Below are 13,559 nucleotides of genomic sequence, written 5' to 3' on the forward strand. Positions count from 1 at the left end.
GGGTGAGCTGCGACGACGGCGACTCGCCCGGATCGGGTGACCACCGCCACGGCCGGCACCGTGGTCGCTGCCACGATCACCTCACCTGCTCATCGACGAAAGGGGTCCGACGTGTCGTTCTGGGAAAGCTTCTGGGACATCATCTGGTGGTTCTTCTGGGTGTTCGTATTCGTCTCCTACCTCATGGTGCTGTTCAACATCGTCGCCGACCTGTTCCGCGACCACGCGCTGAACGGCTGGTGGAAGGCCGTGTGGATCATCTTCCTGATCTTCGTGCCCTTCCTCACCGCGCTCATCTACCTGATCGCGCGCGGGCGGGGAATGGCCGAACGTGCGGCCGCCTCCTACCGACAGCAGCAGGACGCCGCCGATACGTACATCCGCAGCGTCGCAGGGACCAGCGCGACCGACGAGATCGAGAAGGCCTCGAAACTGCTCGCGGCCGGCACCATCACCGACGCCGAGTTCGCCGCGATCAAGGCGCGCGCCCTCGCCTGACCCGGGTGGACGGGGCCGTCGAACGCGGCGCCCCCGTTCACACCGTCGAGCGCACGGCCTCCCGGCGCGACGACACCCCGAGCTTGCGGTAGATCGCCCGCTGATGCGTCTTGACCGTGTTGACGGACACCGACAGCTCCCGTGCGATCTCGGGCAGCGTCCGTGCGGTCTGCAACTGCTGGAACACCTCGCGCTCCCGCTCGGACAGCCGATCCGCGAGCGAGCCCGCCGCGTCCATCGCGAGGCAGCGGCCGATGAAGTCCTCGAACTGCGTGCCGAAGTGCACGTGCTCGTGCAGCAGCCGCCGCACGGCCACCTCGCGCGGCCCGAACAGCACGCGGATCCCCTCGCCGGACGCGACAGCGACGGCCGCCTCGCACAGCTCGTGCGCCTCCTCGTGCCGCCCCGCGTGCCGCCGCATCACGGCGGCCGTGATCAGCGTCGACGCCTTGACGTACGACACCTCGGCGTACCCCCGCAGCGAGCGCAGCGACTCCAGCGCCGCGGGGTACTCCTCCGCGCGACGAAGCACGCCGGCGAGCGCGACGTTCACCAGCGGAAGGTCGGGACGCTGCACCGAGCGTGCCGCGATCCGGCGGGCGCGCTCGCCATTGCCTACGGCCTCGTCGAGCAGCGCCACGGCCGATTCCCGCAGCGCCGCCCAGCTGAACCCGCGGATCACCTCCAGCGGGATCTCCTGCACCGCGATCGCCGCGCGACGGCACGCGGCCACGTCGCCGGTCTCGGCCGCCGCGTAGGCGATCATCATCCTCGACAGCCCGGCGACCACCCGATCGGCTTCTCCGCCGTCGAGGACCGCGGAGAACGACTCCGTCGCGTCCGCGCTGTCGCCCGACCAGTAGGCGACGAACCCGGCCGCGGCAGCCTCGGTCCCTCCCCGATGCCGTTCGTCGGAGACGTGCGGGGCGATGCGGGCGAGCGTGTCGCGAGCGTCGACCACGCGACCGGCCCAGACCTGTCCGAACGCGAGTTGGGCGAGCGACCAACGCACGCGCTCGGGGTCGGCCGAGCGCTCGGCCTCCCGCGCCGCGGCGGCGAAGTACTCGACCGGCAGTGCGGGGTCGCCGCGATGACGGATCTCGCTCCAGCCCAGCAGGTAGTCGAGCGCGGTGCGGTCTGCGACCTCCACCGCCGTGGCGTCGTGCAGCAGCGCGTGCACCTGCGCGCTGGCCTCCACCACGTCGGCGCTGTCGTCCGCGAGCAGCAGCCGCGCGACCGGCACGACCGTCGACGCCGGCACCCCGTCGCGGTCCCGCAGCGCGTGCGCCCGCTGGAACAGCTCGCGTGCCACGTGGCGCTCGCCGAGCGCATCGCACGCGCACGCCTGCACGAGGAGGAGATCGGGGTCGTCGGGGTCGTGCCGCCGTAGCTCCGTCACCGCGTGCTCGACCTCGGCGGCGCTCCCGCCCACGACGAGCCCGAGCCAGTGTCGATCGAGGATGGTGCGCGCGACGTCGGGCTCACCGCCCCGCAGGGCGTGCCCGATTGCGGCGACCGGATCGGACTCGGCCAGTGTCGCGGCCGCTCGACGGTGCACGTCGGCGAGCCGGTCGCGATCGGCCGCCGCGATCTCACCACAGCGGCGGGCGAACGTGCGGTGCCAGCGATAGACCGGGCCGTGCGGTCCGTCGAACCGGTCGAGGAACAGCCCCAGTCGCACGCATGCCTCCAGCAGCTCCGCGGCGTCCTCGCGCTGCGTCACCTGCGCGGAGAGCTCGGGCGTGAGCTCGGCGCAGACGGTGGCGTCGAGCACGAAACGGGCGACCTCCGGCGGCAGGGCACCCAGCACGTGCTCGCGCACGTACTCGCCGAGGAAGCTCGACGCGCTCGGGGCGCTCCGCTCCGGGCGGGCACCACCGATCATCATGAGCCGGACGGCGATCGGCCACCCGCCCGTCTCCTCCACGATCGCGTCCGCGCCGAGGCCCTCTCGCGCGGCGGGAGCGAGCCGCGCCACCTCCTCGCGCGTGAAGCTCAGAAGGTCGGCCCCGAGGAACCCCTCCGGGGCGGTCACGCGCTGGCGGCTCAGGGTCAGCTCGAGCAGCGTCGTCCCCACCAGCACCAGCCGCAGACCGTCCGGCGGCTGCTCCGCGAGCATGCCGAGAAGGCCGTGGCGCCACCGCTCCCCCGCCCGGTGCGCGTCGTCCACCACCAGGTGCACCCGCGCGTCGCGGTCGCCGAAGACCCGGCAGATCTCCTCGTACGCACGCTCCGGGTTCGTGAGGGCGGGCAGGTCGCGCTCGGAGGCGTCGCCGCTGGTCGCCCGAAGCGCCTCGACGACGCCGCGGGTCAGCCGCGCGGGGTCGACGTCGAACGGGCTCAGCGCGAGCCACGCCACCCGGTCCACGCTCGTCGCCCACTGTGCCACGGCCGTGGTCTTGCCGAAACCGGAGGGAGCACTCACGACGGTGACCGGCGCGCCGGCGACCGCCGCGTGCAGTGCCTCGGTCACCCGGTCGCGTCGCAGCACGCCGGGCTGCGGGCCCGGCGGCCGGAACCGCATGGTCGGCCCTGGACTCGTCTGACGCAGGGGGGACGACATGGCAGTCACCCTAGTGACGGCCGCGCGACCGCATGCGGACCGCGAGGATTCTCACCCGGATGAGAAGGACGGGCCACGGCGCACGCCCCCGCGCGGGGCTACGCTGACCGCGTGACCACCTCCCCCACCTCCCCCGAACGCGTCATCGACGGCTCCCTGTCCCCCTCCCTGCGCGTCCTGCTGGCCCTGGCCGCCGGCGCCATCGCGCTCGCGGGCCTCTCCGTCGCGCGGGACGTGTTCAGCCCCCTCGCCCTCGCCGTCGTCATCGTCGTGGTGTGCGATCCCGTGCGCCGTCCCTTCGGGCGGCGCGGCTGGCCGGCGTGGACGGGATCCACCGCCGTGATCGTGGTGTCGATCGCGATCCTCGTGGCGATGGGCGCCCTGCTGTGGCTCGCCGGGATCCAGTTCGCCGGGCTGATCGGCGACCTCGCGACGGACGGCAGCCTCCGTCGCACGGCCGACGACCTGGTCGCACTGCTGCAGTCGCTCGGGCTCGAGGACGCCGCGACCGACACCGCGGCTTCCGTCCTCGACCCCGAGACGCTCCTGGCCGCCGCGAGCCGGGTGGGCGGCACCGTGGTCGGCGTCGCGACCGCACTGTTCTTCGTGTGCGCGTACATCGTGTTCCTCGCGGTCGACGCGGCCCGATACCAGCGGGCGGGCGAGGTGTTCGGGACGACGCGTCGGGCGTCGATCGAGCGCATCACCCGACTGAACCGCGGCGTGCGCCGCTACTTCGTCGTCAACGCGATCTTCGGCGCGATCGTCGCCGTGATCGACGGGCTCGCCCTGTGGTGGATGGGCGTGCCAGCGCCGCTCGTCTGGGCGATCCTCGCGTTCGTGACGAACTTCGTGCCGAACATCGGGTTCGTGCTCGGCCTCATCCCGCCCGCGGTGCTGGCGCTCGTGGTGGGCGGCTGGCCCCTCCTTCTCGCCGTCGTCGCGGTGTACTGCGTCGTCAACGTCGTGCTGCAGGTTCTCGTGCAGCCGAAGTTCGTGAGCGACGCGGTCGACCTGAGCCTGACGCTGAGCTTCTTCTCGGTGGTGTTCTGGACCTTCGTGATCGGTCCGCTCGGGGCGATCCTCGCGGTGCCGCTCACGCTGTTCGTGCGCACGCTGGTGCTGGAGGTCGACCCGGGGAGCACGTGGCTGCGCTGGCTGTCCGGCGACCGCTCGGCCGCTCTGCCCCCGACCGTTCCCGCACGACCGGAGCCCGACCCCGCCGCAGAGCCCGATCCCGCCGCAGAGCCCGACCGGAAATCACCAGGGGGAGCTTGACCGATCCCGCTGGCGAGGGCACGCGCCGCGGTGGAAGGGTGGACGCGCGGCGCTCGGTGCCGCGGCGAGAGGAGGCGGGGATGCAACGACCGCTCGCCGGTCTGACGGCGCGCAACGCCCTCACGGAGGTGACGGCGGGCGTCACCCTGCTCGCGATCGCCATCCCGTTGAACATCGGATACGCCCAGATCGCCGGGCTGCCCGCGACCGCCGGGCTCTACGCGCTGATCGTCCCCACCGTGCTGTACGCGCTGGTCGTGTCGTCGCGGCAGCTCGTCGCCTCTCCCGACGCGGCGGCGGCCGCGCTCGTCGCCTCGTCCGTCGGCGGGCTGGCCGTGGCCGGGAGCGCCGACTACGCCACGCTCGCACTCGCGCAGGCCGTGCTGTCCGGGCTGATGTTCGTGCTCCTGGCGGTGTTCCGGCTCGGCTTCCTCGCCGACTTCCTGTCGAAGCCGATCCTGGTCGGCTTCGTGGGCGGCCTCGCGCTGGACATCATGGTGAGCCAGATCGCCAAGATGCTGGGCGTGAAGATCGACTCCGGTGCCGAGTTCCCCGAGAAGACAGTTGCGCTGATCGGCGGACTGCCCTCGCTCAACGGCTGGTCCCTGCTGATCGCCGCCGGCTCGGTCGCGGTCCTCCTGATCGGGAAGGCCTTCCTGCGCGCGGTCCCGTGGGCACTCGTCGTCCTGATCCTGACGACCGTGCTCGTGCTGCTGGCTGGGCTCGACGACCGCGGGGTCGACGTGCTGGGCGCCGTCCCCGCCGGTCCCCCCGCGCTGACGTGGCCCGTGCTGGACTGGGGCACGTGGCTGGCGCTCGTGCCGTCCGCGATCGCGCTCACCCTGGTCACCACGGCCGAGGGCCTGCTGGTGTCGCGGTCGTACGCGGAGAAGCACGGGTACCCGTTTCGGGCCAACCGCGACCTGCTCGCGTTCGGGGTCGCGAACGTCGCAGCCGGCGCGCAGGGCAGCTTCGCGGTCGGCTCGTCCACGTCGCGCACGGCCGCGATGGACCAGGCGGGCTCGCGCACGCAGCTGCCCGCGGTCGTGCTCGCCGTCGGCACCCTCCTCCTGCTGCTGTTCGGGACGGCGCTGCTGGAGGACATCCCCTCGCCGGCGATCGGGGCGATCGTGGGCGTCGCCATCATTCCGCTGCTGGGCGTGCGGGAGTTCATCGACCTGTGGCGCAAGGACCGGTTCGAGTTCCTGATCGGCGCGGTCTGCTTCCTCGTCACGCTCCTGATCGGTTCGATCCCCGGGATCCTCGTCGCGTTCGTGCTGGCCCTCATCAACCTCGCCAAGCGCGCGGCCTCCCCCGCGATCGACGTGCTGGAGGCCTCGGGCGATCCGGCGGAGTCGCTGCTGGAGGACGCGCCGTCCGGAACGACGACGGCACCGGGCATCATCGTGGTGCGCCTGGCCGCGCCGCTCTTCTTCGCCAACGGCACGGTGTTCACGTCCGCGGTGAAGGAGGCGATCCGGGCCGCGGGCGACGGCGCGGTGCAGCACCTCGTCGTCGACATGGAGGCCGTGACCGACGTCGACGTCACGGGCGCCGAGTCGTTCGCCGCTCTCAAACGCTGGCTCGCCGACCGCTCGATCTCGCTGTCGTTCAGCCGCGTCCGCGCGAACACCTGGCGGCGGCTGTCCGAGCTGGACCTGCTCGACGGCGAGCCGCTGCACGCCACCAACCGCGCGGCGATCGCCGCCCTCACCGCGTTGGTCCCCGAGCCGGCGCCCGACGAGAGGTAGACCCATGGGAGCCGCCATCGGAAGTGTCCTCCCCCTCGCGCTCGGCATCGCGATCAGCCCGATCCCCATCATCGCGGCGATCCTGATGCTGCTGTCGCCCAAGGCGCGCGTCACGAGCGTGGGCTTCCTCCTGGGCTGGATCGCGGGCATCGTGGTCGCCGTGAGCGTGTTCACGCTGCTGTCCGCCGTGCTCCCCGAGCAGGACCCCGACGCCTCGCGACCCATCCGCGGCACCGTGCAGCTGCTGCTCGGCGTCGGCCTGCTGCTGCTCGCGGTGGGACAGTGGCGCCGTCGCCCCGGCGCCGGTCGCACGGCCAGCATGCCGGCGTGGATGAAGGCGATCGACACGATGCGGTTCCCGATGGCACTCGGGCTCGGATTCCTGCTCTCCGCCGTGAACCCGAAGAACCTGCTGATGGCGGCGGGAGCGGGGGTGGACATCGGCGCGGCCGGCCTGGACGGCGGGGCCCTGGTCGTGGTGATCGGCGTGTTCACGCTGATCGCCGCGTCGACGGTCCTCGTACCGGTGGTGGGGTACCTGGTCGCGGCCGAGCGGCTGCGGGGCCCGCTCGACGCTCTGCGCGCCTGGCTCGCCCAGGAGAACGCGGTCATCATGGCCGTGCTCCTCCTCGTCATCGGCGTGTCGATGATCGGCAAGGGCATCGCCGCGTTCTGAGTCGCCGCAGCCGGCGCGCGGGAACGGGAACGACGCGGGACCGCTGTGACCACCTCGCGTCGAGCGGGGATCACCCGATGCCGAGCGCGTGGGCGGCCGCCGTCACCCCCTCGCGGTCGGACACGCCGAGCTTGCGGTAGATGTTGCGCACGTGGGTCTTGACCGTGTTCGGGGAGATGTACTCCTGCGCGGCGATCTCCCGCAGCGTGGCGTTGCGGCACAGGGCGGCCAGCACGATGCGCTCGCGGTGCGTCAGCTCCTCCTCCGCCAGGACGCCGGCGGCGGTGAACCGCTCGCGCACGCGGTCGGCGAACCGGGTGCGCGAACCGGGGGTCGCTCGTGCCGCCAGCAGCTGCGTCACGACCGTCCCGGCCTCCGCGACCCGGCGGACGTGGTCCTCCGGCTCGGCGAGCGCCAGCGCGGTGGCGAGGGCGAACTGCGCCCGATCCGGCTCGGCGTCCTCCACGTCGAGGTGCGACTCCACCAGCCAGGCGTCGATCATCGACGCCGGCAGCAGGCAGCGTGCGGCCCCCTCCAGCACCGGGACGAGGGCTCCGCGCGCGACACCGGGCCGTCGGTCGTGCATCGCGGCGAGCGCACGGAGGACCAGCACGTCCCCGGTCTCGCCGAGCGCCGCCTCCACCTCGTCGATGAAGCGGTCGCGGATCGTGGGCTCGTTCAGACGGTGGAACGCGTGCACCACGAACGGCGCCATCATGGGGTACCAGTGCACCGGCAACGGGAGATCCTCCCGCGGCGCGAGGAAGTCGAACAGCGCCATGGCCGCGGCGTGGGCGTCGTCGACCGTGTCCGCGGCGAGCAGTGCCTGCAACCCGTGCAGCCCCCGCGCGATCGCGGTCTCCCCTCCCGCGTCGAGGACCCGCGCCGACGGCAGCAGCGCCGGACTCGCGTCGAGCAGGTTCATGGCCTCGTAAGGCACCCACGATCGCCACACCCGGGCGACCTCGACGAACGCGTTGTCCGGTGCGCCGAGCTCGTGCCACCGCTCGTCCAGGGCCGCACTCGCGTCCATCACCTCGCGCAGCCGCCCGCGGAACAGGGCTGTCGTGAGGAGCGCGGTCTCCGCCTGCAGCTCCGCCGATACGGCACCGATCGCCCGCGCCAGGTCGGCCGCCCGTCTGGCCGACACCTCGGACTGCTCCAGCCGACCGGTGAAGAGCTGGGCCATCGCGAGCTGCAGCGTCGCGTAGGCGTCGATCCGCTCCTCGCCCGTCGGCGTGCGGAGCTCCGAGCCCACCGCGGCGAGCGCGTCCTCGATCCCCCCTCGGCGCAGTGCCGTGTGCAGCGCGAGCCCCCGCCTCCACGCCCGGTGCACGTCCGACTCGTCCGTCTCCGGCGTCGACGACAGCGCCGCGACCGCCGCGGACGCGTTCCCGCGGGTGAGCTCGGCCGCCGCGATCAGCATCCGCACCCCCGGCTCCGCGCGGCGCTGCGCGGTCAGCTCCCCGGTCGCCGCGACGACCTCGTCGGGGTGGCCGTCGAGCACGAGCTGCATGCCGCTGCGACGGAGGATCGCCGAGACGCAGAACTCCTCTCCGCTGCGCACGGCGTGGACCAGTGCGGGAAGGGCCTCCCCCTGCCCGTCGAACCACGCCGACGCGATGCCCTCGAGCCGGGCGGGCTCGCTGCTGCCCCTGGCGCGCAGGCGCCCGAGCAGGAAAGCGCGCAGCAGCGGGTGGTAGTGGTACCGCGGGGGGTCGGCGCCGTCCGGGCCGGCGAGCACGTTGAGCCGCAGCAACCGCTCGATCAGAGCGCCCGCGCGTGCGCTGCCGCAGAGGGCGGTCGCGAGTGCGGTCGTGAACGACTCGGGGACGGCCGTCGTCTCCAGGAAGCCGCGCAGCTCGTCACTGAGGTCTCCGAAGACCTCCTCCACGAAGTAGTCGACCACGTCGGGGTCGTCTCCCCGGAGCGGGTAGGCCCCGACCGGGCCCCCGCCGGGGGCGTTGAGCATCATGAGCTGCAGCGCCGCGGCCCACCCCGCGGTGCGGGTCAGCAGCGCGGCGATCTCGCTCGGGTTCAGGTGCAGGTCGCGGAGCGCGAAGAACGCCTGGATCTCGTCGGGACGGAACGCCAGGGCAGCACCGTCGAGTTCGAGGGCGATGCCGCTGAGCCGACGACGGGCCAGCGGGATCATGCGCGTGCCGCGACCGGACAGGACGACGTGCACGTCGCCGGGGACCGTCTGCACGAACACCGACATCAGGTGGGCGGACTCGTCGTCCTGAAGGTGGTGCACGTCGTCGACGATGATCACGATCCGTCTGCGGGCCGCGTCGAGCGCCCTGGCGAGTCCGCGCATGGTGGCCGCCCCGTGACCGCGGGGCACGCGGGCGAAGCCGCGCTGCAGTGCGGGATCGGGGATCCGTTCGAGACCCGCGATCAGGGCGTCGACGCCGTCGCCGCGCTCCATCGCGACCCACACGACCTCGACGTCGGCGTGCTCGCGCAGCTCACGCGACCACTGCGCGAGCAGCCGCGTCTTGCCGGCGCCGGCCGGCGCGCCCACGAGCGTGAGCGACCACGGCTCGTCCATCGCGGCGCTGAGCCGGGTCAGCAGTCGTTCCCTCCGTACCTCGCCCTTCATCGATGTGGGGATGGGACTGGTCGTCCCACCTCCGTGTCGAGCATCTTCCGTCATCGGTCCCCCCGATCCTGAAGCGGCTCTCCCCCTCGGCGGCAGTATATTCCCCGATGAGAGCGGTTCCGCAAGGGCATGCCCCTGCTCACGGCGGGGCCGACGCCCCGACCCGCCGACGCCCGCGATGAGGGACCGCGGCCCCGCCAGATCAGCGCCGCGCCGTGTCGGCCCGCCGCGGCCTCTCCCTCGCGCGGGTCAGCGGTCGTCGCGGGCGTCGTCCGGGTGCACGTCGCCCTGCACGCCGCCGGCGTTGCCCACCCCGATGTCGACGGTCGCGTGCACCCGTCCCTGCCGTTCCAGTCCCGCGAACCAGGGCACCCGCCCGGCGACCTCCGCCGCCCCGTCAGGCAGGGCCGCGACGTGCATCGTCACCCCCCGCTGCGCAAGCTCGCGATCCAGTTCCTCCAGCGCGTCGAGCACGGTGATGGACACCGCCGTCTGCTGCTGCATCCCGAGCACCACCGCGGTCACCGGGGGCTGCAGACCCGCGACGGTGTCGAGCACGAGCCGTTCGTTCGCGAGGGCGTTCGCGGTGTACAGTCCCCGCTCCAGCTCGATCGCGACCACGGGGCCCACGCGCGTCGTCACGCGCACCCGCGGCACGTTCAGCTCGCGCAGCACCAGGATCAGCGTCACGACCACCCCGATCGCGACGGCCGGGAGCAGCCCGGCCGTCAGTCCGATCACCGCGACCGCGGTCGCGATCCAGAAGTCCGTGCGGCTGATCCGGAACCAGCGCACGAGCTGCGGCACGTCGACCAGTCCGACGACCGCGATGAACACCAGCGCGGCGAGAGTGGCCTCCGGCAGCAGGCTCAGGACCGGGCCGAGGAACAGCGCCACGAGCACCGCGAGGACCACGGTGACGAGCGTCGCGAGTTGGGTGCGCGCCCCGGCGCCCTGGTTCACCGCGCTCTGGGAGAAGCCCCCGGCGGCCGGCATCGCGGCGAAGAACGAGCCGACCGTGTTGGCCGCGCCCGTGGCGAGCAGCTCCTGGTCGCTGTCGATCGGAGGCTCGGCGGGCCGTCGCAGGCTGCGGGCGACCGCCGCCGACTCGAGGAACGCCATCACGGCGATCGCGAGGGCACCGGGAACGAGGACGGGAGCCTGTGCGAAGTCGGGCACCCCGGGCACGGGAAGGCCGCTGGGGACCGGTTCGATCAGATCGACGCCGAGCCGGTCGATGTGGCCCAGGCCCACCAGGACGATGCCGCCGAGCACGACCACCAGGGCGCCGGGGACCCGGGGGAGGAAGCGTCGGCACAGCAGCAGCACCGCGATCGATCCGGTCGACAGCAGCACGGTCGCCGGGTTCACACTCGCCGCCGCCTCGCCCACGGCGACGAGCGACCGCAGGAAGCCGTGTCCGGAGAAGTCGAACGTCTCTCCCAGGAGTTTCGGCAGCTGCCCGACGGCCACGGTCGCACCGACCCCGATCTTGAGCCCCAGCACGGTCGCCCCGCTGATGTTCTCCACCAGGCTCCCGAGGCGGCACAGCCGCGCCAGCAGCAGGATCGCGCCCACGAGGAGCGTGAGCATCATGAGCGAGCCGAGGGCGTCGTCCGACCCCGCGGCGACCCCGGCCGAGACCAGGGTCGTGGCGGTCAGCGTGGCGATGGTCGACGTGGTCGACACGCTCATGGCGCGACTGCCGCCCAGCACCGCGTACACCAGCATCGGCACGATGCACGTGTAGAGGCCCACCTGCACGGGGAGGTTGGCGATCGTCGCATAGGCCATCGCCTGCGGCACGACCACGGCTCCCGCGGCGAGACCGGCGACGACGTCGCCCGTCACCCATCCGCGTCGATACCCGTCGAGAGTGCTGAGCAGCCAGGGCGGCCTGCGCCTCGCGCCCATCCGTTCTCCCTCCACCGTGAGGGAAGCGTACTGCGGTGGACCGACGCGCCGCGCGCTTCCGGCCGGGCCGCCCCGCCGATCACCCGGGTGAACTCGCGCGCCACCCGGTGCGGCAGCGCTCCCACCGCGAGTATCGTCCCACCGTGCCGCCGAAGTCCGACGGCACCGACGTGCTCGATCTCGCGATCGTCTGGGGCCCTCTCGAAGGGCACGGTCGTGGGGGCGCGAACCCCGCCGCGCGCCCTCACGGTCCGTGGACCATCCGCACGCTCCACCGTCGGCCGACGTGGCAGCGGACCCGGGTCTGAATGCCGATGTCGGTGGCCGGGAGGAGGATGCGCGCATGCAGATCACACTCACGCAGCCGGCCGGCCTCGTGGCCAGCCCGGCCTTCAGCCATGTCGCGGTCGTGCCTCCCGGGGCGACGACCATCTACGTCGGGGGCCAGAACGGCGTCGACGAGTCCGGTGCCGTCGTCTCGACCGACGTCGGGGACCAGTCCGTGCGCGCGGTGCAGAACGCGCGGGTGGCGCTCGAGTCGGCGGGCGCGTCGCTCGACGACGTCCTCAGCTGGACGATCCTGATCCATCAGGATGCCGATCTCCGCGCCGCGTACGGTGCCGTGGCACCCACGCTGGCGCGCGAGGGGGCGCCGCCGCTCGTGACAGCCGCCCTCGTGGCAGGGCTCGGGGTCCCCGGCGCCCTCATCGAGGTGAGCGCGGTCGCCGCGGTCATCCGCGACTGAGGTCAGAGGCGGCCGCGCACGGGGGTACGCTCCACCGTGTCCGGGGTGTCCGGCGGCGTCATCTCCGCCCGCACGCCGAGCAGCCTCACCTCCCGCGCGGGGTCGAGGGTGGCGCCGAGCCGCAGGGCCTCCGCCACCACCTCGTCGCGGCAGGTGGCGGGGGCGGGCAGCTTGTGGCCGAAGGTTTTGGTGTCGAACGGGGCGTAGCGCACCTTGAGGTGCACACGCACGACGGCCCGCCCCTCCTTCGCGCAGTCGTCGAAGGCCTGTCCGGCGAGCTCCCGGAGCGCCGCCTCCACCTGCTCGGGCGTCGTGAGGTTCTGCTGGTAGGTGGTCTCCCGGCTGTGACTGCGGGCGACCCAGGGGGTGTCGTCGACCGCGGTGGGCCCGAGCCCGGAGCCGAGGCCGTGGTACCACACGCCCATCCGCGGCCCGAATTCGGCGATCAGCTCCTGCTCGTCCGCGTCGGCCAGCTCGCGCACGGTCGTGATGCCGTGCCCGGCCAGACGCTTCTGCACCTTGGGGCCGATCCCCCACAGCTCTCTCGTCCCGCGCTCCCCCATCACCTCGAACCAGTTGTCGGACGTGAGGCGGAACACCCCCCGCGGCTTTCCGAACTCGGTCGCGATCTTGGCGCGCACCTTGTTGTCCCCGATGCCGACCGAGCAGTGCAGTGCAGTCGCCTCCCGCACCGCCGCCTGCGCCGCCCGCGCGACTCCTTCCGGGTCGTCGGTCGAGACACCGAGGAAGCACTCGTCCCAACCGAGCACCTCCACCACCACGCCCGGCAGCCCCCGCAGCGCCGTCATCACCGCATCCGACGCCCGCTCATACTCCTCGTGGTCGACCGGAAGGAACACCGCGTCCTCCGGTGCCTTGCGCGCGGCGATCTTCAACGGCATGCCCGAGCCGATCCCGTAGGCCCTCGCCTCGTACGAGGCGGTGGAGACGACCGCGCGCTCGGTGGGGTCGCCCCGCCCTCCGACGATCACGGGTCGACCGGCGAGCTCGGGGCGGCGCAGCACCTCGACGGCGGCGATGAACTGGTCCATGTCCACGTGCAGCACCCACTCGGCCATGCACCGAGTGTGGCGGCTGTGCGTGGGAAAGTCACCCCTCGCGCCGGGGTTCAGCCCAGGCCGAGCCCGATCGCGGTCGCGAGCACGGCGAGCAGCGGCAGGGTTCCCTGCATCGCCGCGGCGCGTGCTTTCGAGCGATCGGAGAGCACCAGGACGAGGGCCGCGGCCAGCATCATTCCCGTGCCGGCCAGCACGAGCGTCACACCCACCGTGGCCGCGCCGACGATCACGAGACCGATGCCGAGCAGCGTCGTGAGCGCCAGGAACAGGTTGTAGAAGCCCTGGTTGAACGCGAGCTGCTTCATGGTCACGGCGTCGGCCTCGCTCGCGACGCCGAAGATCTTGCGGGTCTCCGGCTCGGTCCAGCGCAGGGACTCGAGCGCGAAGATGAAGACGTGGAAGGCCGCAGCGGCCGCGGCGAGGACGAGTCCGACGATGAGCACACCCGAT

The 13,559-nt window shown here is 72.8% G+C and carries 11 protein-coding genes; 6 read left to right on the plus strand and 5 right to left on the minus strand.

The window, feature by feature from the left end; genetic code table 11:
* Positions 1 to 111: 111 nt before the first annotated feature.
* Entirely contained in the window at positions 112 to 498 is a 387-nt protein-coding gene (locus tag DW297_RS11745; protein ID WP_136032573.1) for an SHOCT domain-containing protein, read from the plus strand.
* Positions 499 to 535: 37 nt separating this feature from the next.
* Here DW297_RS11745 and DW297_RS11750 read toward each other — a convergent pair whose 3' ends face one another.
* A complete protein-coding gene (locus DW297_RS11750; RefSeq protein ID WP_240744601.1) occupies positions 536 to 3,061 on the minus strand; it encodes a LuxR C-terminal-related transcriptional regulator in 2,526 nt (841 codons plus the stop codon).
* Between the two features lie 111 nt (positions 3,062 to 3,172).
* Between DW297_RS11750 and DW297_RS11755 the strand changes: the two genes are divergently transcribed.
* From DW297_RS11755 to DW297_RS11765, 3 genes are all read left to right on the plus strand, one after another.
* Complete coding sequence (locus tag DW297_RS11755; RefSeq protein WP_240744602.1) at positions 3,173 to 4,339, plus strand: AI-2E family transporter; 1,167 nt, start codon at positions 3,173 to 3,175, stop codon at positions 4,337 to 4,339.
* 80 nt (positions 4,340 to 4,419) lie between these two features.
* On the plus strand, positions 4,420 to 6,090 hold the full coding sequence (locus DW297_RS11760; RefSeq protein WP_136032575.1) for a SulP family inorganic anion transporter: 1,671 nt from the start codon (positions 4,420 to 4,422) through the stop codon (positions 6,088 to 6,090).
* A 4-nt stretch (positions 6,091 to 6,094) separates the two neighbouring features.
* On the plus strand, positions 6,095 to 6,766 hold the full coding sequence (locus DW297_RS11765; RefSeq protein WP_136032577.1) for a GAP family protein: 672 nt from the start codon (positions 6,095 to 6,097) through the stop codon (positions 6,764 to 6,766).
* A gap of 70 nt (positions 6,767 to 6,836) precedes the next feature.
* Here DW297_RS11765 and DW297_RS11770 read toward each other — a convergent pair whose 3' ends face one another.
* Both DW297_RS11770 and DW297_RS11775 read right to left on the minus strand, forming a co-directional pair.
* Positions 6,837 to 9,371, minus strand: a complete 2,535-nt coding sequence (locus DW297_RS11770) for a LuxR C-terminal-related transcriptional regulator (protein WP_168442847.1) — start codon at positions 9,369 to 9,371, stop codon at positions 6,837 to 6,839.
* Positions 9,372 to 9,620: 249 nt separating this feature from the next.
* The gene (locus DW297_RS11775) at positions 9,621 to 11,285 is read right to left on the minus strand and encodes a SulP family inorganic anion transporter (RefSeq protein ID WP_168442848.1); all 1,665 of its coding nucleotides are present in this window, start codon (positions 11,283 to 11,285) and stop codon (positions 9,621 to 9,623) included.
* Positions 11,286 to 11,428: 143 nt separating this feature from the next.
* On the opposite strand from DW297_RS11775, the gene DW297_RS18950 reads away from it, so the two are divergent.
* Both DW297_RS18950 and DW297_RS11780 read left to right on the plus strand, forming a co-directional pair.
* A complete protein-coding gene (locus DW297_RS18950; protein ID WP_168442849.1) occupies positions 11,429 to 11,593 on the plus strand; it encodes a hypothetical protein in 165 nt (54 codons plus the stop codon).
* A 35-nt stretch (positions 11,594 to 11,628) separates the two neighbouring features.
* Positions 11,629 to 12,030 (plus strand): RidA family protein, encoded by a 402-nt coding sequence (locus DW297_RS11780; RefSeq protein ID WP_136032581.1) that lies wholly within the window; start codon positions 11,629 to 11,631, stop codon positions 12,028 to 12,030.
* A gap of 2 nt (positions 12,031 to 12,032) precedes the next feature.
* On the opposite strand, the gene DW297_RS11785 is transcribed toward DW297_RS11780, so the two are convergent.
* Positions 12,033 to 13,109: a DNA polymerase IV gene (locus DW297_RS11785; protein ID WP_205828282.1), complete on the minus strand. Its 1,077-nt coding sequence runs from the start codon at positions 13,107 to 13,109 to the stop codon at positions 12,033 to 12,035.
* Between the two features lie 50 nt (positions 13,110 to 13,159).
* Positions 13,160 to 13,552 carry a DUF1304 domain-containing protein gene (locus tag DW297_RS11790; protein WP_136032583.1) on the minus strand — a complete coding sequence of 131 codons (393 nt, stop codon included), beginning with the start codon at positions 13,550 to 13,552 and terminating at the stop codon, positions 13,160 to 13,162.
* Positions 13,553 to 13,559: the final 7 nt, after the last annotated feature.

The sequence above is a fragment of the Microbacterium sp. PF5 genome (assembly GCF_004794315.1).
Lineage (GTDB): Bacteria > Actinomycetota > Actinomycetes > Actinomycetales > Microbacteriaceae > Microbacterium > Microbacterium sufflavum.